The following is a 23,336-nucleotide window of genomic DNA, read 5'->3' as shown; positions in this document are numbered from 1 at the left end:
GCACCAGACTTCAATAAGCGAGCTAAAACAAAATTGAAGGTAAATCGATCGTTGGTAAATTGAGGGTTGGTAAATAGAGGGTGCATAAATAGATAGCGAGTAAAAATCGCTATCTATTAAATAACGCTCACCAAGCTTATGAGTATTGACGTCGATAGTTATCTAAAATAATACCGGTTGCCATCGCCACATTTAAAGACTCTGCACCACCAAAAGCCGGAATGGTGATTTTGTCTGTCACATACGCTTCAGCTTGAGGACGTACACCGTGAGACTCGCTGCCCATTAATAGAATACCTTGCTGTTTAAACTCACAGCGATGGATATTCTCTCCTTCCAGAAATGCACCATATACGGGAATATCGGCTTGTTGCAGATACGCAGGCAAGTCGACCAAACTGACATTCACCCGAGCAAAACTGCCCATCGTGGCTCGAATCGTCTTTGGATTGTAGGGATCAGCGCAATCCATACTCGCCACAATGTGTTTAATGCCATACCAATCAGCAAGACGAATAATCGTGCCTAAGTTACCGGGATCAGAAACCCCATCGAGAGCAATCATAAAGCCCTCGGCGGTTGGCGCTTCTATGCTCGGCATTTTTACCATCGCGACAGCCGCGTTATTACTCACAAGCGAACTGGCTTTACTCAAATCATCTAAACTGGCTTCAAAGCAGTCATAACCATGCAGTTTCGCCTCATGTTCCGATAAAAATTCAATGGTGGCAAAAAGTTGGGTGATTTCAAGCGTTGAGTTCAGCAACTCAAGAACATTTTTCTCACCTTCAACAAGAAACAAACCCTGTTGCTTTCGCTGTTTTTTTTGCCCAAGGGCACGAATGAGCTTTAATTGGTTTCTTGAGATCGGTGATTTGGCGTTCATGGCTGTTTGGTAACCTTATGGATGGCTAGTTGAAGTGATAAGCGCGAACATTATACTCAAGTCGCTTTAAGATTCTAGGCTACAAAAGTGCAAAACACTGGCTTAGCAGCATCATGTTCTAATGCAAGTATCACCTTGATATGCCGAAATTTGGCTTAAGATGGCAATATTTGTTGGTAATTGCGTCGCATTTGTAAAAAAAATGATGCATTAAATCAAAAAAAAGGTTTTTTTTGATATGTTCACAAGAATTTAATTTATTCCGTATTATGCTGTGTTACACTTACCTCGCTCTGGTGTTCAGAGTTATATAGTTAAGAGTAAAAGAGTACGAGTTGTATTGTCAGATAGTTCCACCGCGAGTATTTGCCATTCGTTTTATCCGTTTACACCTTGATTAAATAAACAGAACCACAAAGCGAGACCGCCGAAAGGCAACTTTAATCTAAAACGTAAGGGACACAAAATGTCTAACACAAATACTGGCACTGTAAAATGGTTTAACGAAGAGAAAGGCTACGGCTTCATCGCACAAGAGAACGGTCCAGACGTATTCGTTCACTTCCGTGCAATCTCTGGTGAAGGTTTCAAAACTCTAAAAGAAGGCCAAGCGGTTTCTTTTGGTGTTGAGTCTGGTCAAAAAGGCCCTCAAGCAGTTAACGTAATTCCTCAGTAATTACTTCTGCTACTCTTGATAGATAAAAGACCTCAATTGAGGTCTTTTTTGGTTTCTGCCCCCTACAACCTTTCTCCCTAACAAACTAACCCCGACAACCTAGTTCCTTAATCACCTTTTCTTTATCGAAACGACAACCGTTTTTTGTTAGACATCGCCTGCTATTTGTCCGTTAATGCCTGCAATTTACTTACTGGGCATCGCCTATCGTCACTGACGCGCGAAGCTTGGTTTAGCCAATTATTTTGCGGAAATTCACATGTTCGATTTATTTAGTAAACAGGACCATTCTCTTTACTCAAATGCGATGACCTTTATGCGTCGTCCTTACCAAAGAGATCCTATCGGCTCGGATGCTGACGTCGTGGTACTCGGTGTACCTCTCGATATGGCAACGTCAGGGCGTCCGGGCGCACGACTGGGTCCTGATGCGATTCGCCGAGCCTCTGTCAATCTAAGCTGGGAAGAGAAGAAATTCCCATGGCAGTTTAACTTGTTTGAACAAACAAAAGTGTTAGACGCTGGCGACCTCGTCTTTGATTGCGGTGATACTGAAGATTTTACCTATCGTTTAGAAGCCGCTGCGTGTGAAATATTGCGTGATGGTAAAACCATTCTTGCATTGGGTGGCGATCACTTTATCACTCTGCCACTACTTCGTGCTTATGCTAAGCATTATGGCGAAATGGCTCTGATTCATTTCGATGCACATACTGATACCTACGCCAATGGCAGCAGTTATGACCATGGCACCATGTTCTATCATGCACCCAAAGAGGGGTTAATCAGTGCGAAGCATTCGGTACAGATCGGTATTCGTACCGAATATGAAGTGAATAATCACAGCTTCAATGTCATTGATGCAATGCAAGCCAACGACATGAGCGCAGAGCAGATCGTCGAACAGATCCGCCAAACGATTGGCGATCGTCCAGTTTATATTACGTTTGATATTGATTGTCTCGATCCCGCTTTTGCACCGGGTACCGGAACGCCAGTCTGTGGTGGCTTAACCTCAGACAAAATCCTAAAAATCATCCGTGGTTTAGCTGGGATTAACTTAGTCGGTATGGATGTTGTTGAAGTCGCTCCGCCCTATGACAGTAGTGACATGACGGCGCTAGCAGGTGCAACCATCGGCTTAGAATTGCTATACCTTTGGGCATCGAAACCTAAAGACAAATAAACCGAAGTGCATGGAGAGGGAAGACAGTGCGTGGAAATAGCAGCCAAACAATAACGGCTGAAAATCGCCACTATGACTGTTTTTCCTCATTTTTAACCAGCGAAAATGACGATTTAGGCATCCAAAATTGGCACGCCTGACGTTTCATTGTTGTTGGGTTATCCCACGCACTACAAAGGTCTGATTGACTCTGCTTGTTACGAATAAACTGCCGACAGGTACCGCACACCATTTGCATATAGACACTCCTTGTTATTACGCGGAGATCAGGTTACTCGGCACACCGCTAACAATATTTGATATCAGACAAATACAACGCAAATAACGTTTCCGAACAATCACGTTTCTCGATAGCAAACCGTGAAAGACTGGAAACGTTCGCATTTTTATTACTGAATAAGAATACCCCTAATAACAATCGTTTGGTTTCTTACCCATTGAGAAATGCCATTGCGTAAAGGGGAAATAAAGTAGATAACACTCTATGGAAAACGCACCATCACCCGTAACACAAGTGAATGAGAAACCTCTGCAACTACTCATGCAGGTCGCTGTATCGGAAGTGCCAGTTACCGCGAAAGTGCTTAGTGAGCAGCTTGGGGTTCCTCTAAGCAGTTTGTACCGTCATCTCAAACTGTTGAAAGAGTGGAACCTGATTGAAGAGAGCCCAAACGACAAAACCCTAATTGTCGGTCCGGCGGCTTTAATGTTGATGCATAGTTACCAAAGTAGCCAGCATAACCTCGAAGCGATCGACTGCATTCTATCTAGGCTGCAAAAACAAACGAGTGAAATGGCCGCTTATCTTGTACCTGTTGGTTATCGCGCACTATGTGTCAGCTTAAAAGAGAGCCAGCAGGCATTACGGTGCAGCTATGTTATCGGTCAAAGTCAGCCCTTACTAGCGGGCGCATCTTCTAAAGTGATGCTGGCATTTTTACCTGAAAACCGCCGCAACAAAATACTGAGATACTTTGGTCATGCTTCACAACTCGAACAGTGGAATCTCGAACTTGAGCAGATCCGTAAGCAAGGATTTGCAGTGAGTACCTCAGAGATTGACTCAGGTGTTACCGGCATTAGCGCTCCAGTATTGAAAGGTACAAAGCTAATTGGTGCAGTTTCCATCATGGCGCCAGCTCATCGAGTTAAGGCACACAAGGATCGGTTTATCCTGCATGTTTTACAGGCAGCAAGAGCGCTGCCTCCGGAGAGGTAACAAGGTTATGTTGAATATCTTCAAACAGTTATGGCGTCCAACTAATTATGCGCCTCAGTCTTCCCCGCTCACGCTTACCACAGTGAATGAATGGTTGAAGCCTGTCAGTCGAGACCTGTTTGAAGATAGCGATGCTCTGTTAGAAACGGCGTCTGAGTGGTTATTAGAACAAGGCATCGCCGCTCGGATTCAACACACTGGTCACTTTTGTTTAGATAACGATATTCCCTCAAAGCTTCGAGAGCAGAAGCTGTTATCAGGGCTAATCAAACAAATCGAGCAACATCGACTTCCCCTGCTATTGTGTAATCAACACGAAGTCATATTGAGAGCTTTGCCATACTTTAGCCAGCAATACTCAGACGTTGGCATTGTGAACATCAACCTCAATTTGTTAATGGATCCGTGTGTCGATGTCAGTGCCAACTCTATGATTCATTTTGCACTGACTCGTCATCAACAGTGTCGCGCCTTTCATATTGGTGTTGATGTGGCGAGCAATAGCTTTGCAAATTTTGAGTACGCAGAAGACATGGGATGCGATTGGCTCACCTTAGAGGAAGTCACTCACCGCAATAAAGCGATGATCAAAGATCAATTGAGTCGCTTTATCTCACACTGCGACAAGTTGGTGGTCACTATCGACCTTGCCTCTATTGCTAACGTCAACGACAGGGTGCTGAAACAAAAAATCGATGCGAGTTTGGTCTTTAAGTTATTGCGTCAGTGCCTTGCTTCACAAAAAGTATTGACGATTCAACTCGTCGGCAGCAATGAACAAGATATCTACTCTCGCACCACACAACGTTTAGTGCAAGAGACAACAATTCACCATCGCCATTCCGCCTCGCTTCAAGCCGTCAGTTAATTCAAATACTCAGCTCATCTATCGCCATCAATTCAACACGATGGCGATACAATCCCCCGTCTCCCTCATCAACAGCATTTAACTAATTGTCTACTTTTAGAGCAAGTTACGACACAAAACTCCATCAATTGATATTTTTATACATTTTTATTGCATAAAATCGCAAGTAAAGTAGTATAAGCGAAAATTGAGTTTATATGCGGTTTATCAGCATGAGTATTCGAGTTAATCAAATCAACAAGTTCTATGGTGACACCCAAGTGTTGCACGATGTCAGCTTTGTCTGTGAGAAAGGTGAAACCTTAGTTTTGCTTGGTCCAAGTGGAGCAGGAAAAAGCTCGTTACTGCGTGTTCTTAACCTGCTTGAAACCGCTTCTCAAGGCTCACTCTCCCTTGCTAATGAAGCTTTTGATTTCTCTAAGCCTATCGCGGAGAAACAAGGATTGAATTTGCGTCGCAAGGTCGGCATGGTTTTTCAACAATATAACCTCTGGCCACATTTAACCGTGATGGAAAACTTGATTGAAGCCCCAACCAAGGTGGCGGGTCTATCAAAAGCGCAAGCTGAATCCGAAGCGATGGCGCTACTGGGCAAACTGCAACTTGCCGACAAAGCCAACGCTTGGCCGCTGCAACTCTCAGGAGGTCAACAACAACGGGTCGCTATCGCTCGCGCCTTAATGATGAAACCTGAGATCTTATTGTTCGATGAACCGACGGCGGCGCTGGATCCCGAGATCACTTCTCAGGTCGTCAACATCATTAAAGACCTTAGCCAAACGGGTATCACTCAAGTCGTGGTAACCCATGAAGTCGATTTCGCAAAAAAAATTGCCAGTCACGTCCTCTATTTAGAACGTGGTCATATTGTTGAACACGGTACAAAACAAGCGTTCGACAACCCTGAGACACAGGCTTTCGCCGACTATCTCACTCACTAAAACTAACTAAAATCAAACGAGCCTGCTTTGCCTCTTATACAAAGCACAACTGGAGAATCGTCATGAAAAAAATTCTACTCGCTTCACTTATCGGTTTCGCATCCACTGGTGCAATGGCACAGCAAACAATCAAATTTGCCATGGAAGCGACCTATGCCCCTTTTGAATACATGGATGAGAATAACCAGATCCAAGGCTTTGATGTCGATCTGGCTAATGCACTCTGTCAGCAGATAGAGGCAAAATGCAGTTTCCATAACCAAGCATTTGACAGCCTGATCCCAGCACTGAAATTCAAACGCTATGATGCTGCAATCTCTGCAATGGATATTACCGAAGCGCGTCAACAACAAGTGAGCTTTACCGATGCGTACTATGACAACTCAGCTGCCTTCGTCGCCATTGAGGGTCAAGTGGCGGATAAAGCGGCACTTGAAGGCAAGAAGATCGGTGTCCAAAATGGTTCAACACACCAAAGCTACCTGATCGAACAGATGCCGGGCGTGACTACCGTTCCTTACGCGAGCTATCAAGATGCCTTTATTGATATGCAAAACGGTCGTATCGACTCGGTATTTGGTGACACTGCGGTCGTCGCTGAGTGGTTTAACAAAAACGATAAGCTGACCTACGTGGGCGAGCAAATTACTAACCCAGCCTATTTTGGTAACGGTTTTGGTATCGCCGTTAACAAAGGTAATCAAGAACTCGTTGACCAGCTAAACCAAGCGCTTGCGGCAGTCAAAGCTAACGGCGAATACCAAGCTATCTTCAACAAGTACTTCGGTAACTAATATGGGTTTGACGGGTTATTCCGCCTCTTTGTTGCAAGCAAGCTGGGTCACACTCCAGCTTGCCTTTGTCAGCCTTTTGGTCGGTTTATTGCTAGCGGTACTGTTCGCTGCTGGTGAAATGTCACGTAAACGCGTCATTAGTTGGCCCACTAGTGCCATTGTGACTGTGATACGTGGCTTGCCTGAACTGTTGGTGGTTCTGTTTATCTTTTTTGGCTCGACTCAAGTCCTATTCTTGATCACTGGCGACTTTATTGAGGTCAGCCCATTTTTATCCGGTGTAATCGCGCTATCACTCATTTTTGCATCGTATGCCTCGCAAACTATCCGTGGTGCTCTAAAAGCCGTGCCTAAAGGTCAGCGAGAAGCCGCAAGCGCACTGGGTATCAGTCGCCCTCGCACTTTCTTGCGTATTGTGTTACCTCAAGCGGTAAAACACGCCTTGCCGGGATTAACTAACCAATGGCTGGTGCTCCTCAAGGATACCGCACTGGTTTCGCTTATCGGTGTCACCGATTTAATGAAACAAGCTCAGCTCACTTCTGCAGCGACCCATGAGGCTTTCACTTGGTACGCAACGGCTGCTGTGGTGTATTTGCTGATTACCTTAGTGACTCAAAAAGTAGTGAAGATCATTGATAAACGCTTCTCGATTCAAGAGCAATCCAGCAGTCACACAGGAGCAACCGCATGAACCAACAACATATTTGGCAACTGTTTGACGGCTTGGTAACCAGTTTGCAGCTCACCTTTGTCTCACTATTTGTCGGTTGCGTTCTCGCACTGCTGATGACCCTATCGCTGATATTACGCACGCCGATTGCCCATTGGTTGACACGAGGCCTGATTACCCTTTTCACCGGAACGCCACTTCTTATCCAAATTTTCCTCGTTTACTACGGACCGGGACAATTTGACTGGATAAGGCAGAGTTTCCTATGGACATGGTTTAAAGAACCGTGGTTCTGTGCCATGCTCGCGCTGGCTCTTAATACGGCGGCATACAGTACTCAATTGTTTAAGGGTGCCTATAACGCTATCCCATCCGGTCAATGGCAGGCATGCCGAGCGTTAGGGATGAATCGCAAACAGACGTTAGCGGTATTGCTGCCGTTTGCCATTCGCCGTGCAATCCCAGCGTATTCGAACGAAGTGATCTTGGTGTTTAAAGGCACGTCTTTAGCCAGTACGATCACCATTATGGACATCATGGGTTACGCTCAGCGGATCAACGCACAAACCTATGACACATTAGCGGTTTTCGGTACTGCTGGGCTGTTTTATCTTGCGGTAAACGGCTTGCTCACGCTGATTTTCCGTCGTGTTGAGCGCAAAGTGCTGGCGTTTGAGAACAGTCATTAATATTGAGGTACCGCAACCCAATCCTGTTGGTGAGTTGCGGCACCAATACCATTTAACTTATTGAATATAAAGAAGGGTTTACTCTTCAACTCGCACTCCCTACAATACGTTGAATTCCTGTATTTTGAACCATAGCCTTTAGTTTTTTTAGTTCTCAGGAACGCCAATCACGGCATATTGATATTGAATAATTCACTATCAATATGCCTTTTTTTAGGTTTTTTACAGTCACACATACAGTTTGTGACAACCAAGACATTTGTCTTTACTTGTGTCATCTAAAATAAACCGTAGTAAAACTAGAGTACGTTATAAAAATGCCTGCACCAAAAACACAAAAATTAGAGCTTTCTTACCTTATGCCTGGGATGTTTGTTTCCTCGTTGGAAGCATCGAAAGAGAGTCAACTCAAAGTGCAAGGAAGGATTTCATCATACAAGGACATTGCTGAGCTAGAAAAGCGCGGTATTCGCTTTGTTTGGGTAGATAAGTCACTCTCTGCCAAAGAGTGTATTTTTCCCAAGCCAGCACTAGAAAAGAGGTCGCCAGCCAAAAAGCAAAACGCGTCAGTCACCCGCACGCCTTCAGCGCCACAATCCCCAGAAGAGCAAACGGGTAATAGCGACGCATCACCTCATAAAGGCATGAACCACCCTGCGGTATTGGTACTCGAAACACGAAATATCGTCTCCAAGTTAATTGATAAAGACATTGCCAATCTGGAAAAAATGGCGGAGGAACTCAATGATTGGTCTGACTCCATCGTTGCAGCGGTGTCAGCAGATGAGAGCATGCTTCGTATTACCATGACGATGCGAGAGGCAAACACCTACTTGCTGGAACACTCCATCAGCACGGCGTTTTTGTTAGTCCGATTTGGTCATTTCTTAAAATTGGATCAACACACCCTTTCGCAACTTGCTATCGGCGGTTTAATTCATGATCTTGGCAAAATAGATCTAGACCAAGAGGTACTCAACAAGCCCTCAAAATTGTCGCCAAAAGAATTTGAACACATTAAGCAACACCCTCAACTAGGCTTCCGTCGAGCCAATAACCTGTCAAACATCAGTCGCATCAGCAAGGAGATCTGCTTACTGCACCACGAAAAGATCGATGGTACCGGCTATCCACTTGGGGTCAAAGGTGAACATATTCCTCTGTACGTGCGCATGGCAAGCATTGTTGATGTCTATGATGCTCTGACGGCGGAGCGCGTCTACAAGCGTGGTATGGACAGCATTGAAGCCTTTAAAATACTCACCAATATGGCCGCGGATGGCACCCTAGATCGCAGTTTGGTGTATAAGTTTATTAACTGTGTGGGGGTTTATCCGTTGGGCTCAATGGTGGAACTGACCAATGGGGAAGTCGGTATTGTCTGGAATTCGACAGCAATCGCGACTAAGCCCATGATTAAGTGCTTTTTTTCAAGCAAATTGGCGACAACTATCCCAGTAAAAATGGTCGATTTAAGCCTCTGTGACCAACGCATTGTGAGAAGTGTCGCCTGTGCAGACTTGCCCATATCAGTCAGCGAATACTATAAAGATTAACGAATGGCGAAGATAGCCAACCCACCTAAGGTGATCGCTATAACACCGATTTAAGATCCGCAGACATAATATGCTGCGGTCCTGCCGGTCCACCGAGATAGAGCTGTTCAGTATCAATAAAGCCCGCGTTTAAATAACACATCCGTGCAGCTGGATTGCGGCAGTTTACTGTGAGGTATATTTCTTTAGCATCAGGGTAATCATCCCCTAATTGCGACACCATTCGCTTTACCGACGCGGTTCCCAAGCCTTGACCTTGAAAGCGGTTGTCGATAGCGAACGAACGCAAACCGATCGCTCCATGGGAACAAAAATCGTATTGCTGAAAAAAGTCAGGCTCTACCTTAAAAAAACCGACTAACTGCCCGTCACTCTCAATCACATAGCGATCCACACCATCACTATCCCGATTGTTTAAAAACGCTTGTGGTGACGCCGCAAATTGTACCTGCGACGGAGTAAGTTGTATTGCGAGTAATGCCGGAGTATCACTATCTACAACAGAGCGAATTGTTACCATACTCATTCATTATCCTTAGCGTCACGACGGGTTGCCTGATGGTTCGAATATTAACGAATCGTTTGCATATTAACTGATACTTCGAATCGCACCATTCGCGTCGACTTGTTGTTTCAATTGACTGACTTTACCATCAAATAGCTGAAAAACCTCATCTAATGCCTTGGTTGCGGTATCGAAATAGTCACTCGCCTTAATATCGGGTTTATCCACCACAATGCGCTGTTCTATGATGTTCAGCAGTTGAGTGATCTCGCGGTAATTCTGACCTCGACTCTGTTGTACAAAGGCTTTGATAGATTGATGTAAGTACTTAAGTCGGATTCGGTCAACACTACTACATAACTTCTGAGCCGCAACCCCTGTACCGATAGCACGCGCCTGACCGATGTGTTCGGTGGCAACCAACCACTCTTGCCACAAAATTTTGATCGACTGAGCATTTTCGTCTTTCATCTCTCCCAAACGATAATGTTGGGCACAATCATCAATGACAAACAACAAAGAGAGAATTAAGGCATTGTGTTTGCTTAAGTTATGTTTGCTTAAGTTATCTTTGGGCGTCATGCCACTAAAAGCACGGTCTAACTCCGTCCAGCCTTGATCGACTTGACGCCAGCTAGATTTCTCCTGAACCGCATCATCAATAGCACGTAACTGACTTAAAGTATCGTGGATGTCATTTTTCAACCGAGGCAAGCGGGTTTTTAACTTGTCATCGCCACATAAAATACCGTTGGTGATGCCTCGATGTTGTTGAATCAAACTGAGTAAATTGCGTAACGTCTCTAGCCAGACTAAACCTTGTAAACGACGACTTTTCTTTTGCAAACGACTGCCAGTCATGATCATAGAGAACCATGCAACGAATGCCATCAAGGTAATCATCACGACTACCAGCGCAACAATCTGTGTGTGTTCGTTTTGCATTATGCCACCTCTTTTGCTGTTAGCGTGTCTAAATGAGCCGCGACCTGAGCGTTGTCAGTGGCGGTATTGGCGTTATGGTGAGCCGTGGTCGCGATCTGCTCCATGCTCTCTGATATTTCGTTGATGGCGATAGCCTGTTGCTCCGATGCAGCAGAAATGCCTGCCACTTGATCGGTCACAGATTCAATGGAAGCAACCATGTTTTGCAGTGACTCATAAGCAATGGTCACACGCTGTGAACACCGCTGATTGCCGTCAGACACCTCTCCCATCAACTCGGTGACATCGTTCATGCTCTGCGTCACATCATTGATATGAGTGGTAATCTCATTGGCTGATTCATGACTGCGTTTTGCGAGTCGCCCTACTTCTTCGGCGACCACACTAAATCCACGACCATGCTCACCCGCTCTTGCGGCCTCTATCGCCGCGTTCAAAGCAAGCAAGTTGGTTTGCTCTGCAATTTCACGAATAAACTGCGACATCTCGGTGACGGATTGCAACTTGTTATCGAGTTTCTCAATGCTTTGCTTGGTCGTTAGCACCTGCTGTTCAACGGTCTGCACGCTGCTACGAGTCTCCTCAAGAGCCTCACTACCTTGGTCACAAAGGGATTTACCTTGCTGCATAGATTGGCGGGTTTGTTCAAGCCGCTCTGAAACCTCTTCGATACTCATCGAGATCTCCGTTGCCGCCGAAGCTGACGATGAAGTGGCATCCGCTTGCTGCTGACTCGCGGTGGCAGCATCGGCAGCGTTCGCCGCTAACTCTTGTGCACAATAGGCCATCTCTGTAGTGATTGATCTTGCCTGATTGACCTTGCGACGCTCGACCAAAAGTAAGTCATCAATGGCGTGATAGAGGGACAGAGTCCATCGACTCTGTTTTACATCAGGTTCTTGATTTCGCTTGAGATGACTGACGAGAGTGCGCAATTCGGCGCACAACATCGTCAGCAGCATCACGGTAGATAAACTCAATGATGCCAAGAGATAGACGGTTATTTGTTGAGGGATGAATACGCCACACACCGTGACGACGAAAAACAATACCCAAAGTAACTTGGGTAGACTGGCCAAACTGCTGCTCTCTTTACGTGTCTCCATATACTTACCTTCCTTGGTTTTGGATTAACGTACCCATTTTTGTTCGGTATTTTTTATTTCATTTTCAAAGTGGCACCGAAGTTATCGCGTGATGCGAAGTAACTTAAGGGTATAAGCAACATCCATTCCATAACTAAATAGTTTATTTTTTTAACCAAGTCTAAGTATCTAGACGTATCTGCAACAGACCCAAGACCAAACTGAGCTGCGACTGCACCAAAAATGAGCAAACTCGCCCTTAAATAACCCAGACGACCAATTTATGCTGCTGTGCACTCATAACCCTATATTTGAAAAGGGATTAGAACAAAAAAGCCGAGACTGGAAACATTCCACGCCTCGGCTTTTCTGTAAATAACAAAGCTATCTATAAACAATAAGCACAATATCAGTGCGACTACTGTGTTTTAGCGGGACGACAAGCGAGCCAACCCCAGATTGGAATAATCATGGTCATGACCATAATCATTAGCACACTAAATCGACTCTGAGGGGCACATTGTGCTTTGTAGGCGTAACCCGCAATCATAGCGTTGACCAACAGCATGATGACGACAACGGCAAATAAGATAAAGCTCCCTACTGGAGTCAGTGTAATGTTCATGGCTATTCCTCATCCTTGGTACATTGATTAAACATTGGCTTAGATTGGTCTGTGCCTACTTGGTAGTCTCCTCCCAGCGGCTCTGGCAGCAACTGTGGAAATTGCTTCCACAACTGATTTTGTAGCTTGAGCACCTGCACGTGAGACCTAGATAGCATGCGATTTTGTTGTTGCTCATGTTCTTTGCTGCTGTGTTCTTTAACAAACAGCATCGCTTGGACTAAATCTTGTGATATCTGAAGTAATTGCAGATTTAATTGCTCAGCATCCGACTCAGACATCGTTTGCTGATAAGACTGAGCTAAACTCTGACACGCTTGCTCGGTAGACTTATTGCTAAATCTCCAAGAATAAGTCACACCACCTGATGCCGAGTATTGTGACTGCTTTAACGTAAGACTACCGCCATATTGGCTGAGATAAATGGCCTCTTTGTTATGGCTCACATCAAACTGACAGACTGGCGGATCTAAAATCAATGCATTTGGTGTAATTAGAGTGGCATCTTGGGCGCGAAGAATAAAAAAAGCGCCATAGCTAGGATAAGCAATGTGATCGGCAGCAACAGCGCGCATCTCTATCGATCCATCAGAGGTCTTAAAAGGCAGCTGTACCGATTCAAGATCTATCTTCAACTGCTCAACATCGACCGACTGAGCGTGTCCAGATAGTGGATAGCCAACTGAAAATAAAGCCAGCAAAGATAACTGTTTAAATATATTCATACCACAAATCATTCCCTTGATTATGACTATTTATATTAAGGAAGTTACAAATTATTACAACCCCAACTAAGCGTTAACTAATTTATTTGTATAGAATTTTTCCTGTTCACTTAGCTGTTTCAGGTTGCATGTCTGACACATGCGCACTTTATCAAGTTTGTATTTTAAACAGCAGGTCTTACGCCTAACGTAGAACATACTACGCGAGTGACTTTGTGCTAGCTTTACCTCAACCAATGAGGCTTCAGGCGGCAGTACCTGTGCCAGCCAAAGATTAATCTGGTCGCAATCCGCTTGAGTAAACGGCTGAGAATCACGAGGGGCTAGACGTGTAAAACCCTGTGCAAGGGCATTGCTTAGGTTGCCCCAAAAACGCTTGCTGTTCACTCTCTGATCCGCAAAAAGAGGCTGCAAACTCTCAGCAAACTGGGCAATGATGGTCTTAAATGCGCTATCAAGGGCGAGTTCATTCTCTTTATCGACCGTGCCCTCGGGGATTGAGATGGTATTAATTCTGCCATTGGGCTCAATATCCAAGCCGATCGCCAGTAAACCATCAGCGGGCACTAATCGGTATTGGAAACGGAGTGCAACCAAGGTAGGCATCAGCAACTCCACTAACTGCTTATGCCACAACGAAGCGCAGACCGCTTTTCCCAAGCCAGTAAAGTCGGCATGAACCGTCATTAATGCCTCAAAGTGCTCACCGAGCCAAGTCGTCAGTCGCACTGAATTTTGCGCTTTGACTGTGAGTTCGTTGCGTGGGTCATCGGCTATCAGTTGGGTTAATGCCTGCTGTAAATTCAAACCAGAAACCGATGTCGACCATAGCGCGGTTAGCTTGTCATGATCGACAGCCTTGGGATATGAGTGACTGCCCTTCGAGGTATGGCTCTTCAAGGTATGACTCGATAACGCGGAGAGAGATTGGATTTTCATAATGTTTCGTCAGGTTAAAGTGACCTCAAGCCGGGTTTGCTCTCTTGAGGTCATCAATTGTCTCGTGTTTTAGCTTGCTATTTAATTTGGTAAATAACATCGACGGTGAAAGTACGTTGCTGCCAGGTAATAAAGTCCGGCGCTTTAGGAAACGGCGCAGCTTTACGCCCTAGCTTAATGGCCGCTCGGTCAAAGTCGCGAATACGTGACGGCTTTACCAGCTTGTAACTCAGCACGTTACCATTTCGATCGATGGTGAATTCAACTTTCACCACACCCCGCTGGCGCTTTGACTTGAGCATCTTCGGCGCCGTTTTATGCTTAAGCAAGTGTTGATGAATCAAATAGTCAAACTGCTCATCATTCTGGATACCACCCGTTGCTTTACCAACACCGGTATCTTGTTGAGTCACCTCATTCGCCTTTGCACCATTAACCCCTTGTGAACCCAACTTCTGCGCTTGCATGTTAGGGGTTGCTTGCTGAGGTTTTAGCGGTTTGGGTTCTGGCTTAGGTTGTTGCTCTGACTTAGGTTGTTGCTCTGACTTAGGTTTAGGCTCAACCTTTTTCAGCGTTTTCTCGACCGATTGCTTTTCAACGGGCTTCTTTTTCACCGTTGGTTTCGGTTCAGGTTTTGGCTTAGGTTTTGGTTCAGGCTTAGGCGTTTCCACGGGTTTTGGCGCGAGAACGGGAACCACCTCTTCCACCAAGTGTTCTTGCTCCACCGGCTCTAAAGGTTCTTCCTGCTCTTCGAACTCTTGCGGAGGCTCAATTTCTTGTTCCACCGGTTCAAGTTTGGGCTGAGCAACCAAGGTTGGCGTCGCCACTTGAGCACCTGCCAGTGCCGCTTGCAAACCAACACTGATGTTTAAGGTCTCTACTTTTTTGGCTACGATAATGTCATCGTCATTGTCTAGCCACCAGATGGCAAATCCAGCGGCATGGACAACAAAGGACAGCAGTAAAAACTGTTCAAAGCCAAACCATTTCAACTTCATTCCGGTCTGCTCTAATCTTTCAGTGCCAGATGGGTCACATTAAGTTCTAATGCTTGCAGAGTCGCAAACAACTTGACGACTCTTTCCATCACCACTTGTTTGTCACTGTGAATCACGATACTTAACTGGTCGCCATGCTGCTGCTTTTCGGTCTGCAAATAGCTTTTTAGTTGCTCCAGAGAATCGACGGTCTCGTTGTTGACGATCCACTGCTCGCTATTGGGTTGTACCGCAATCGACACCACCTGTTTTTTCACCGCAGCCGTTTGCACTTTTTCCATAGCCTTAGGCAGATCCACTTCCATCGTCATCAAAGGCACGTTGATCATCAGCATCATAAAGGCGATAAGCACAAAAATAACGTCGATCATGGGTGTCATCGCGTCCTGTAGCGATGTTCCGCTTTCCGGTTCACTAAGATCAATCATTCTGGTTTTCTTCTTCGATATGAATACAGTGCGAGAAGTGGTTAAGTACGTCTGCCGCTTCCGTTAGATGAAGACGAATACGCGACTGAATCAAGGCGTGACATAACACGCAGATGACGGCGATGATCATCCCCGCCGCCGTCGTAGACAACGCTTGCCATAAACCATCAGCAACAATTGACGGGTTAACCGGTCCATCACTCAAACCAATATCGCGGAATGAGCGCATCAAGCCAACAATCGTGCCCAATAGACCGAGCATTGGCGCGAGAGAGGCAATCGTGGTCAAGCCTGATAAACGACGTTTTAACTGGTTCGAATAGCGCACCAGCATGATCTTAATCGCCTCATCACGCACCTCTTTGTCGCTCGCTTTGTGGTGAATGAGTTCATCGACCACGAATTGATAACCGGTATTTGATTTACCCAGCACTTCCAGCGCTTGTTTGATTTTGTGTTCATGAAGCGCGGTAAAGATCAACTTATTATCTGGCTTCGTCAAACCACGCTTGCGCATAACAAAAAACAGGCGTTCGAAAATCAGCGCCACGGCAAACGCTGAGCAGAGCACTAAGGGCGCACCCGTCGCGATGTTCCAAGTATCATTGAGCATAGTCGACTTCCTGCTGTGTATCTTGCTCATCGATCTGTTGTTCAAAAGCTTTCAAGCGTTTGTAAACCGAAATAAGCTCAACAATGGTTGACCAACTAAACACTAAATAATGCAGCGAACCCTCTACCTTGTTAAAGGCGCGAATGATTTGTTGCATGGTGCCAAATGTAATCAGACCAGCAATGATGGTTGGCGTTAACAAGATGTAAGGCAAAATCGCTGACATCTGTAAGAACGAGATCTTAAACAGGTCAAAATAGAGATAGTGGCGATACATGGTGACGTAGTTGGTTCTAACGTGAGAAAACAACTCTTTCATCGACTGTGGCTGCGCACGCTGCTCGTTATCTTCACCCAGCACTAATTCTTTACGCAGTGCGGCTTCCGCCTTCTGGTTGTTAAACTCAAGACCCGGCAGTTTGACGCCAACGGCTGCCAGCAGCACAGTACCGAATAGTGCTGACAAGATAGCGGCATAAATCAGCACATGCTCGACTTCGCCGAAATATGGCACGGTTTTCACCTGCTTGCTCAGTTCCCACAGCAGCGGTTGAAACGCCAACAGCGTCATAAATGAGCGCAAAAACGACACACCCAGACGTTCAACGATGTTGGCAAAGCGCATGGTATCTTCTTGTACGCGCTGTGATGCCCCTTCGATATGACGTAGCTTCGACCAATGCTGCATATAAAAATGGTGCATTGCGGTACGCCAGCGAAACACGTAGTGACGCATAAAGAACTCTAATAAGATGGCGACCACCACAAAGATGATGGAAATCTTAATAAAGGTAAAAAGGTGCGCATAGAGATCGCCGGCCGTCACCTCGCCCGGACTGGTCAAGGCTTGTTGGATGCTGTTATAGAAATCCCCAAACCACTCATTGACCTGTACGTCCAGTTGTACCTTATACCAAGTCGCCAGCAGAATAACTGCGCTGCCAATCCATGACCATGCGAACCACTGTTTATTTAAAAAGAAACTACGAAACATAAATTACAACTCTTGTGTGGGTTGATCTGCCGCCGCCTTTGGCTGCCCAATCAATACCGCTTGTTTGGATAATGGGAAAATGTGTTGAATAAAACCGTCTAGCTCGTCAGCGGTTACCCGTTGATCAAGGGTTTTCATACTGCGTAGATAGTCTGGCGCTTGATATTTCTCATAGCTCAGACTCAGACGACGCAGCCAGGTATTGGTGTCTTGTAGGCGCAATTGCTCAGCAAAACGAATATCTTCTTGGGTACGAGGATAGTTTTCCTCTAGCAGATGACTCGACAACTGGCTCATCACGTCTTGGTAAGCAGCAACAAGCATGTCCACCTTCTCTGGCGCGGTGGTAAAGCTCATATTAGTACGCACCGTGTTATCTTTATCCAGCGTCATTTCAAAGCGTAGTGAGTACACACCACCCAATTCATGGCGCAGCTTGTTTTTCAGTGCTTTCTGAATCATTGGGTTCAGCGTCGACACCAAAAAGCTCGACTCTGGAGACCACGTCATGCTGCTCTCGCCTTTGATCGTCACCGTTGATTTGTGGTCGTCATACATAGGCTGAGCAAGGGTGTGAGCACCCTCAGGCAAACGAGGCTTGTAGGTTTGCAACCCTAACTGACGTGGGTTCGACGCCATAAACGGCAGCACGTTGTTTTCAATCTGTTTTGCGCTGGTTTTACCGACGATAAACAGGGAAACTGGCTGCTGTTGCAACTCGCGAATGGTTTGGGTTAACTCTTCAAGGGTTAGCTGTTCAATTTGTTCAACCGTAGGAACAGCATGAGTTGGCTGACCCAACAGAGCACGACGGGCTAATGCCTGTTCATCTGGCGTTTCCACTAGAGAGTGCAAGCTCTGTTTGACATCCGATAACGCGTCTGCTTGCAGTTGCCACTCTTGCTGCATCACAAGGTAGTTGTTCATCAAGTTGCGCAACTTCTCTGGCGCAATACGTGCCGATAGATCCAAGCTTGAGCCTGTTTGCGCCCATTGCCACTGCATCTTTTCCTGCTGCTGCCATTGATTAAATTGCTGATTATTAAAGGTGCCATAATCCGCTTGTTGCCAAATCTGATAGGCGGTTTGTGATAACCATGGCTGCTGCTGATGGTTGTAGTAGCCCGCAGTAGAGAGCGCTTTAAGATAGAGTGCATTGCCATCTGTCTCGCGGTCTAACCAAACCACACGATCGCCATTTGCTAAGCGCCACTCGGTCACATCATCACCAAGATGGCGGTGTTTACTCAGTACTCGAGCGGATGCTAGCGATTTATCACTTGGCTTAAGAACGATCGTTTCTTTCTGTGGTTTTTTGCTGCCAAACGTTGCTTTAACAGGCGCTAAACGCGCTAGCTTCTCTTGCGACACTTGCTGCTGGACTTGGGCAACTTGCTGTTGCGTCGGCAGTGCTTGTTCTACGCCGCCTGGGATCTGATAAAACAGGAATTGGTCGGGTGCAGACAGTATCTCAACGAGACGCTGATTCAATGACTCAGCGGTCATTTCATCAATCCATTTCAGCGTACGCTGAGACTTAATGGAATAATCCTCTTCAATCGCACCCTGTACCACCGCTGCGGTGATCTTATCTTCCCATTTGGCAAAATCACGATGAGGGATCACTTCACGATTACGTTGCACCGACTCCACTGCTTTAGCCTTCAGCGCAGCAAGTTCGCTGTCAGAGATACCGGTTTGCTTTAAACGTTCAATCTCTCGCAGAACAATTTCCAGACCTTTCGGGTGATCGCTCACTTTCGCCGATAACGCTACAATAAGGCGCTCATTGGTTGGCTCACTTAAAGTGATGTGAACCGAACTCGCGTCTGCGGTATAGAGAGCTTTACTTGCGCGTACTTGAGACTTCACCAGTTTGCGCAAAAAGTAGTTTTGCAGTTGTTGGTATTCACCCTCGAAATTACCTTTCGGTAACATAGGGCTTCTAAAGCCATAAGTAACGGCGGAAGTCGTCCCCATTGGATCCTGAACTTTACCGATCACTAAACCGGCTTTCAGCGGCAGTTTGACATAGTCACGTTCAGGGACAGGGCTGGTTTTTTCTTTGCCAAAGGTTTGCTCTACAGCGTCAATAAAGCTGTCGCGCTCAATATAGCCACTGGCAACCAGAGTCATGTTGCCCGGCACATAGTAAGTGCTATAAAAATCGCGGATCTGCTCGACCGTAGTGGCACGAATATCCTGTTTCCAACCAATCGTCGGTCGATCAATATAGCGAGAGCCGTTTCTCACCACGACCTTCTTAGCCGTATTGACGCGCTTAGCCACACCGTCACCGCGACGCATTTCTTCTAAAATGACTTCACGTTCAATGTTCCAATCGGCTTCTAACATCTTGGCACCAAATGCAAGATCGTTGACCAACTGAATCGACTGAGTCAGATCAAGGGCATCATTGGGACGGGTACGCACCATATATTGGGTTTCGGTCTGACGCGTCAGGGCGTTTACCTGAGTACCGGTTTTCCAACCAAGTTGATCGAACAGACGATGCATGTCTTTGTCGTGGGCACGGTTAGCACGAAACACCATATGTTCCACAATATGAGCCATTCCGCGCATCTCATCATCCACCGAACCGGCGTTGACAATTAAGCGCAAATTAAACGGCTCTTGAGGGTTGCTGCTGGAATAAAATGCGTAACGGAAGCCGTTATCCAACTCCCCTTCGACCACCTTCGGATCCCACTGAATTGACTGGGAATATGCAACCGATTGAAAAAATATAAAACTTGCTAAAGCTAAAAAGCGAGCAAAAAACACTGCCATCTTAAACATCCTGATAACAATTGGCTAAAAAAGGAACTAAATCGCAACTCAAGTGATAATAGTTATCGTTTTTTTTATCAATAGTATTGACGAGGAAGGCAGGTTACTACATCATTCGCAACCTATCAAAACATAATTTTACAAATATTAATTTTTATAATTTTTTAAGTTGTATTGAAGATGCAGAAGAATGTAATTACGCTGACCATTTTGTCAGCACTAGGCTCCCCTACCGTCGTCCTTGCTGACGAAGCTGTAGATTTAGGGGAAATCGAAATTGTCCAAGGAAGCGACGCATCGGAATCGACTTCGCTGCAGACTAACTCTATCTATGAGAGCTATGACCCTCTAGATTCTGGTACCTCGGTCATCACCGAAGAAACCATCAAAAATAGTAAACCGGGTGGCATTGACACCACTCAGCTATTGAAAACCATGCCGTTCGTGCAAATGGATAACAGCCTTGATGATGCGACGCAGGAGAATATTCAAGATATTCGCCCGCAAAACTTTTCTATCTCTGGCGGTAACTACTACGACAACAACATCCAAATTGATGGCGTGTCAGCGACCTCAATCCATGATGTGACGGACCCAAGTGGCGGCGACTTAGACTGGAATAATGTGACTGGTCAAACGTCTCAATCTCTTTATGTCACCCCCGATCTTCTCGGTGATATCACGGTTCTTGATTCCAACATTTCCGCGGAATATGGCGACTTTGTCGGCGGTGTGGTGAACTACGAGATCCGCAAACCGAAAAAAGAATTCGGTTTTAGCATCAGCACTGGCTATCAGAACGACAGCATGGTGGACTATCACGAACCGACGAATCTTGATGAAGACGAAGAGGTCGATTCACCACCCGATTTCACTAAGACACAAACGACGGTGAGCTTTGATCTGCCACTGACGGAAAAGCTGAGCGTATTAACGTCCTACAGTTACAGTCAGTCGGATGTCACCTATCAAAGAGATGAAGACTACGGCGGTGAAGTCTACGGTAACTCAGACAGCTCAGAAAACTTCTTGATTAAAGGTGTTTATGAATACCGTGACGATCTGACCTTTGAAGCACAGATCATGCACAGCCCTTACGAAAGTGAGCGTGAGCGAGCTAACGCTATCGATGATTTGATTGTCAGCAACTCAAGCGGTACCCAAGGCTACCTTTCTGCAACTGGCTATTTTGATAATACCGACTGGAGCAGTAAGTTCTCGGTAATGCATAACGACGCCAGTCGTGAAGCTGAAAATGTACGCTATCAATGGGATGGTGATGAGTTAGATTGGTGTTATACCTCAAGCAGTTGCTATCAAGGAGGGATTGGTTCACTCGATCAACTGCAAACCGATTACACTTGGGGCACGTCTTTCTCGACCACGCTTGAATCTGGCACCATCAATTATGGCGCGGAAGTCAAATACACCGATGCGAGCAAAGCCCGCCCTGAAGATGTTTACTACTACTACTCAGCCAAGCTTTCTGAAAACGAAGACTTTATTTGTGACCCTGACGATTCCTCATGTACACCAGAAATGGCGACATGGAAACAGCTAAAGTATGACGCATATGATGCCGATGTTGGTGTTTATAGCCATGCATTGTGGAGTGAATATATTACTCAAGTGAGCTCTGTAGAGATGCGTGCCGGTGCGCGTTATTCTTACGATAACTTCTTGAATAACCATAACATTGCACCTCGCTTAAGCGCCAACTGGGAATTTATGCAAGACACCTACTTGACCCTTGGTGCTAACCGCTACTTCAGTAACAAAATGATTGGCTATGCGATTAAAGAGCAAGTGCCAAGCCACACCTGTTACCAGCGCGATATGAAAGATGAAAATGGCGACTGGGGCGGCGAAGTCGGTGATTGGTATGAGTGTTCTTCCCAACCGTCTACCGACCAATACAGTAACTCAGATCTCGACACGCCATACAGTGATGAACTGACTGCAGCTATCACCATTCCTACTATGTTGGAAGGTAACCTGCGCTTTAAGACTGTTTATCGTCAAGGCAAAGACCAGTTCGCTCAAAGTGACGAGCTAGAAGACGCCGATGGCAACGAGTACTACGAAATGACCAACAACGGTGAAACGGAATACATCGGTTACTCTATCGAATGGTCTGGTCGCTTCGAAAAGCACTTCTTCAATGCCAACGTGACTTGGTCTGAAACCAAAAACAATGGCTTGATTGACTACTCATCCGATCCAGAAGACGAAGCGGAGCTGATTTACTACAAAGGTCAAATCACCAGTATGGCGGATATGTGGGAAGACGATGCACGTCAAAACTATGCGGCGCCATTTAGAGCTTCTGTCTCTTGGTCTTCAATGTGGTTTGATGACCGCCTGATGACCAACGCGACACTCTATCACCGTGGTAGCTACGAATACCTTGATGATACAGGGGATAACTATTACGACGAAGATGGTTCACGCTATGACATTTACGACGTAGAAAAAGCCAGTTCCGTCACCTCGGTAGACCTGAACGCAACTTATCAATTCCTGAAATATGGTCAGCATAATGCGTTTGTCGATGTAAAGGTGAAGAACCTATTCAGCGATGTCTCTGGCAGTGCAACCAACTACCAGATCGGTCGAACGTATTGGATAGGCTTGCAATACAGCATGTAAGCAGAGAGTTAATTTTATCAGGGAGCTTCGGCTCCCTTTTTTATTGGCACACCACTCAAGACCTCCACTCCCGCTCTCTTTTTCAAGTTATGTCAGTCGCCTATCTCTTGCATTGTGACCACCTTAAGCGCATGCTAGGTTTCAGAGTTCATGTTAAGAGGTAACACTATGATTATCACCACAACACCTCAGATTGAGGGCAAGCGCATCCTTGACTACAGAGGGGTTGTCGCAGGCGAAGCCATCCTTGGAGCGAACGTTTTTAAAGACATGTTTGCCGGCTTAAGAGATATTGTGGGTGGTCGCTCTGGGACATACGAACGAGAACTTCAACGCGCCAGAGAGATCGCCATGCAGGAACTGCAACAAAGAGCCGCCGATCTAGGCGCCAACGCGGTGGTCGGCATCGACTTAGATTACGAAGTGCTTGGCAGTGGCAACGGTATGTTAATGGTTTCCGCCAGCGGAACCGCGGTGGTGATTGACTAATTAGATTAACGCCATCCGACGCCATTAGCTCAATCATTGGTCTTTAACTCAATGATTGGTCAT

General features: G+C 45.9%; 24 protein-coding genes. 11 read left to right on the top strand and 13 right to left on the bottom strand.

Annotated elements, in window-relative coordinates:
* Window positions 1–136: 136 nt before the first annotated feature.
* Window positions 137–886 (bottom strand): TrmH family RNA methyltransferase, encoded by a 750-nt coding sequence (locus tag L9Q39_RS14530; protein WP_237485825.1) that lies wholly within the window; start codon window positions 884–886, stop codon window positions 137–139.
* Between the two features lie 466 nt (window positions 887–1,352).
* Between L9Q39_RS14530 and L9Q39_RS14525 the strand changes: the two genes are divergently transcribed.
* A complete protein-coding gene (locus tag L9Q39_RS14525) occupies window positions 1,353–1,562 on the top strand; it encodes a cold-shock protein (protein WP_237485824.1) in 210 nt (69 codons plus the stop codon).
* A gap of 259 nt (window positions 1,563–1,821) precedes the next feature.
* Complete coding sequence (speB, locus tag L9Q39_RS14520) at window positions 1,822–2,748, top strand: agmatinase (RefSeq protein WP_237485823.1); 927 nt, start codon at window positions 1,822–1,824, stop codon at window positions 2,746–2,748.
* A 70-nt stretch (window positions 2,749–2,818) separates the two neighbouring features.
* Here the strand turns inward: speB and L9Q39_RS14515 are convergent, their stop codons facing one another.
* Window positions 2,819–2,986, bottom strand: a complete 168-nt coding sequence (locus L9Q39_RS14515) for a hypothetical protein (RefSeq protein ID WP_237485822.1) — start codon at window positions 2,984–2,986, stop codon at window positions 2,819–2,821.
* Between the two features lie 246 nt (window positions 2,987–3,232).
* Between L9Q39_RS14515 and L9Q39_RS14510 the strand changes: the two genes are divergently transcribed.
* The 7 genes from L9Q39_RS14510 to L9Q39_RS14480 all read left to right on the top strand — a co-directional run bounded on the left by L9Q39_RS14510 (window position 3,233) and on the right by L9Q39_RS14480 (window position 9,488).
* Window positions 3,233–3,967, top strand: coding sequence for an IclR family transcriptional regulator (locus tag L9Q39_RS14510; RefSeq protein WP_237485821.1), 735 nt, complete (start codon window positions 3,233–3,235; stop codon window positions 3,965–3,967).
* Window positions 3,968–3,974: 7 nt separating this feature from the next.
* Window positions 3,975–4,835 carry an arginase family protein gene (locus L9Q39_RS14505; protein WP_237485820.1) on the top strand — a complete coding sequence of 287 codons (861 nt, stop codon included), beginning with the start codon at window positions 3,975–3,977 and terminating at the stop codon, window positions 4,833–4,835.
* A gap of 212 nt (window positions 4,836–5,047) precedes the next feature.
* Window positions 5,048–5,776, top strand: a complete 729-nt coding sequence (gene artP / locus L9Q39_RS14500) for an arginine ABC transporter ATP-binding protein ArtP (RefSeq protein WP_290369161.1) — start codon at window positions 5,048–5,050, stop codon at window positions 5,774–5,776.
* Between the two features lie 62 nt (window positions 5,777–5,838).
* Window positions 5,839–6,570 carry an arginine ABC transporter substrate-binding protein gene (locus L9Q39_RS14495; RefSeq protein ID WP_237485818.1) on the top strand — a complete coding sequence of 244 codons (732 nt, stop codon included), beginning with the start codon at window positions 5,839–5,841 and terminating at the stop codon, window positions 6,568–6,570.
* Between the two features lies 1 nt (window position 6,571).
* Window positions 6,572–7,264, top strand: coding sequence for an arginine ABC transporter permease ArtQ (artQ, locus tag L9Q39_RS14490; RefSeq protein WP_237485817.1), 693 nt, complete (start codon window positions 6,572–6,574; stop codon window positions 7,262–7,264).
* Complete coding sequence (gene artM, locus L9Q39_RS14485) at window positions 7,261–7,932, top strand: arginine ABC transporter permease ArtM (RefSeq protein WP_237485816.1); 672 nt, start codon at window positions 7,261–7,263, stop codon at window positions 7,930–7,932. The genes artQ and artM overlap by 4 nt, the downstream gene beginning before the upstream one ends.
* A gap of 317 nt (window positions 7,933–8,249) precedes the next feature.
* A complete protein-coding gene (locus L9Q39_RS14480) occupies window positions 8,250–9,488 on the top strand; it encodes a cyclic di-GMP phosphodiesterase (protein ID WP_237485815.1) in 1,239 nt (412 codons plus the stop codon).
* Window positions 9,489–9,525: 37 nt separating this feature from the next.
* Here L9Q39_RS14480 and L9Q39_RS14475 read toward each other — a convergent pair whose 3' ends face one another.
* The 11 genes from L9Q39_RS14475 to L9Q39_RS14425 all read right to left on the bottom strand — a co-directional run bounded on the left by L9Q39_RS14475 (window position 9,526) and on the right by L9Q39_RS14425 (window position 20,135).
* Entirely contained in the window at window positions 9,526–10,014 is a 489-nt protein-coding gene (locus tag L9Q39_RS14475; RefSeq protein WP_237485814.1) for a GNAT family N-acetyltransferase, read from the bottom strand.
* A gap of 63 nt (window positions 10,015–10,077) precedes the next feature.
* The gene (locus L9Q39_RS14470) at window positions 10,078–10,938 is read right to left on the bottom strand and encodes a hypothetical protein (RefSeq protein ID WP_237485813.1); all 861 of its coding nucleotides are present in this window, start codon (window positions 10,936–10,938) and stop codon (window positions 10,078–10,080) included.
* Window positions 10,938–12,044, bottom strand: coding sequence for a methyl-accepting chemotaxis protein (locus L9Q39_RS14465; protein WP_237485812.1), 1,107 nt, complete (start codon window positions 12,042–12,044; stop codon window positions 10,938–10,940). The genes L9Q39_RS14470 and L9Q39_RS14465 overlap by 1 nt, the downstream gene beginning before the upstream one ends.
* Window positions 12,045–12,441: 397 nt before the next feature.
* On the bottom strand, window positions 12,442–12,648 hold the full coding sequence (locus L9Q39_RS14460; protein WP_237485811.1) for a hypothetical protein: 207 nt from the start codon (window positions 12,646–12,648) through the stop codon (window positions 12,442–12,444).
* 2 nt (window positions 12,649–12,650) lie between these two features.
* Window positions 12,651–13,373, bottom strand: a complete 723-nt coding sequence (locus L9Q39_RS14455; protein WP_237485810.1) for a hypothetical protein — start codon at window positions 13,371–13,373, stop codon at window positions 12,651–12,653.
* 66 nt (window positions 13,374–13,439) lie between these two features.
* A complete protein-coding gene (locus L9Q39_RS14450; protein ID WP_237485809.1) occupies window positions 13,440–14,312 on the bottom strand; it encodes an IucA/IucC family C-terminal-domain containing protein in 873 nt (290 codons plus the stop codon).
* Between the two features lie 77 nt (window positions 14,313–14,389).
* Window positions 14,390–15,310, bottom strand: coding sequence for an energy transducer TonB (locus tag L9Q39_RS14445; RefSeq protein WP_237485808.1), 921 nt, complete (start codon window positions 15,308–15,310; stop codon window positions 14,390–14,392).
* Between the two features lie 11 nt (window positions 15,311–15,321).
* Window positions 15,322–15,738, bottom strand: coding sequence for an ExbD/TolR family protein (locus L9Q39_RS14440; protein WP_237485807.1), 417 nt, complete (start codon window positions 15,736–15,738; stop codon window positions 15,322–15,324).
* Window positions 15,731–16,351 carry a MotA/TolQ/ExbB proton channel family protein gene (locus L9Q39_RS14435; RefSeq protein ID WP_237485806.1) on the bottom strand — a complete coding sequence of 207 codons (621 nt, stop codon included), beginning with the start codon at window positions 16,349–16,351 and terminating at the stop codon, window positions 15,731–15,733. Before L9Q39_RS14435 ends, L9Q39_RS14440 begins: the two co-directional genes overlap by 8 nt.
* Window positions 16,341–17,345: a putative transporter gene (locus L9Q39_RS14430; protein ID WP_237485805.1), complete on the bottom strand. Its 1,005-nt coding sequence runs from the start codon at window positions 17,343–17,345 to the stop codon at window positions 16,341–16,343. Before L9Q39_RS14430 ends, L9Q39_RS14435 begins: the two co-directional genes overlap by 11 nt.
* Window positions 17,346–17,348: 3 nt before the next feature.
* Window positions 17,349–20,135 carry a M16 family metallopeptidase gene (locus tag L9Q39_RS14425; RefSeq protein WP_237485804.1) on the bottom strand — a complete coding sequence of 929 codons (2,787 nt, stop codon included), beginning with the start codon at window positions 20,133–20,135 and terminating at the stop codon, window positions 17,349–17,351.
* Between the two features lie 180 nt (window positions 20,136–20,315).
* Between L9Q39_RS14425 and L9Q39_RS14420 the strand changes: the two genes are divergently transcribed.
* Window positions 20,316–22,784: a TonB-dependent receptor plug domain-containing protein gene (locus L9Q39_RS14420; protein ID WP_237485803.1), complete on the top strand. Its 2,469-nt coding sequence runs from the start codon at window positions 20,316–20,318 to the stop codon at window positions 22,782–22,784.
* A 168-nt stretch (window positions 22,785–22,952) separates the two neighbouring features.
* Complete coding sequence (locus tag L9Q39_RS14415; RefSeq protein ID WP_237485802.1) at window positions 22,953–23,273, top strand: heavy metal-binding domain-containing protein; 321 nt, start codon at window positions 22,953–22,955, stop codon at window positions 23,271–23,273.
* The last annotated feature ends 63 nt before the right edge of the window (window positions 23,274–23,336 follow it).

It is taken from the genome of Vibrio hippocampi (assembly GCF_921292975.1).
In the GTDB taxonomy this organism is placed as follows: domain Bacteria; phylum Pseudomonadota; class Gammaproteobacteria; order Enterobacterales; family Vibrionaceae; genus Vibrio; species Vibrio hippocampi.
This window is presented reverse-complemented; position numbering and strand designations above follow the sequence as displayed.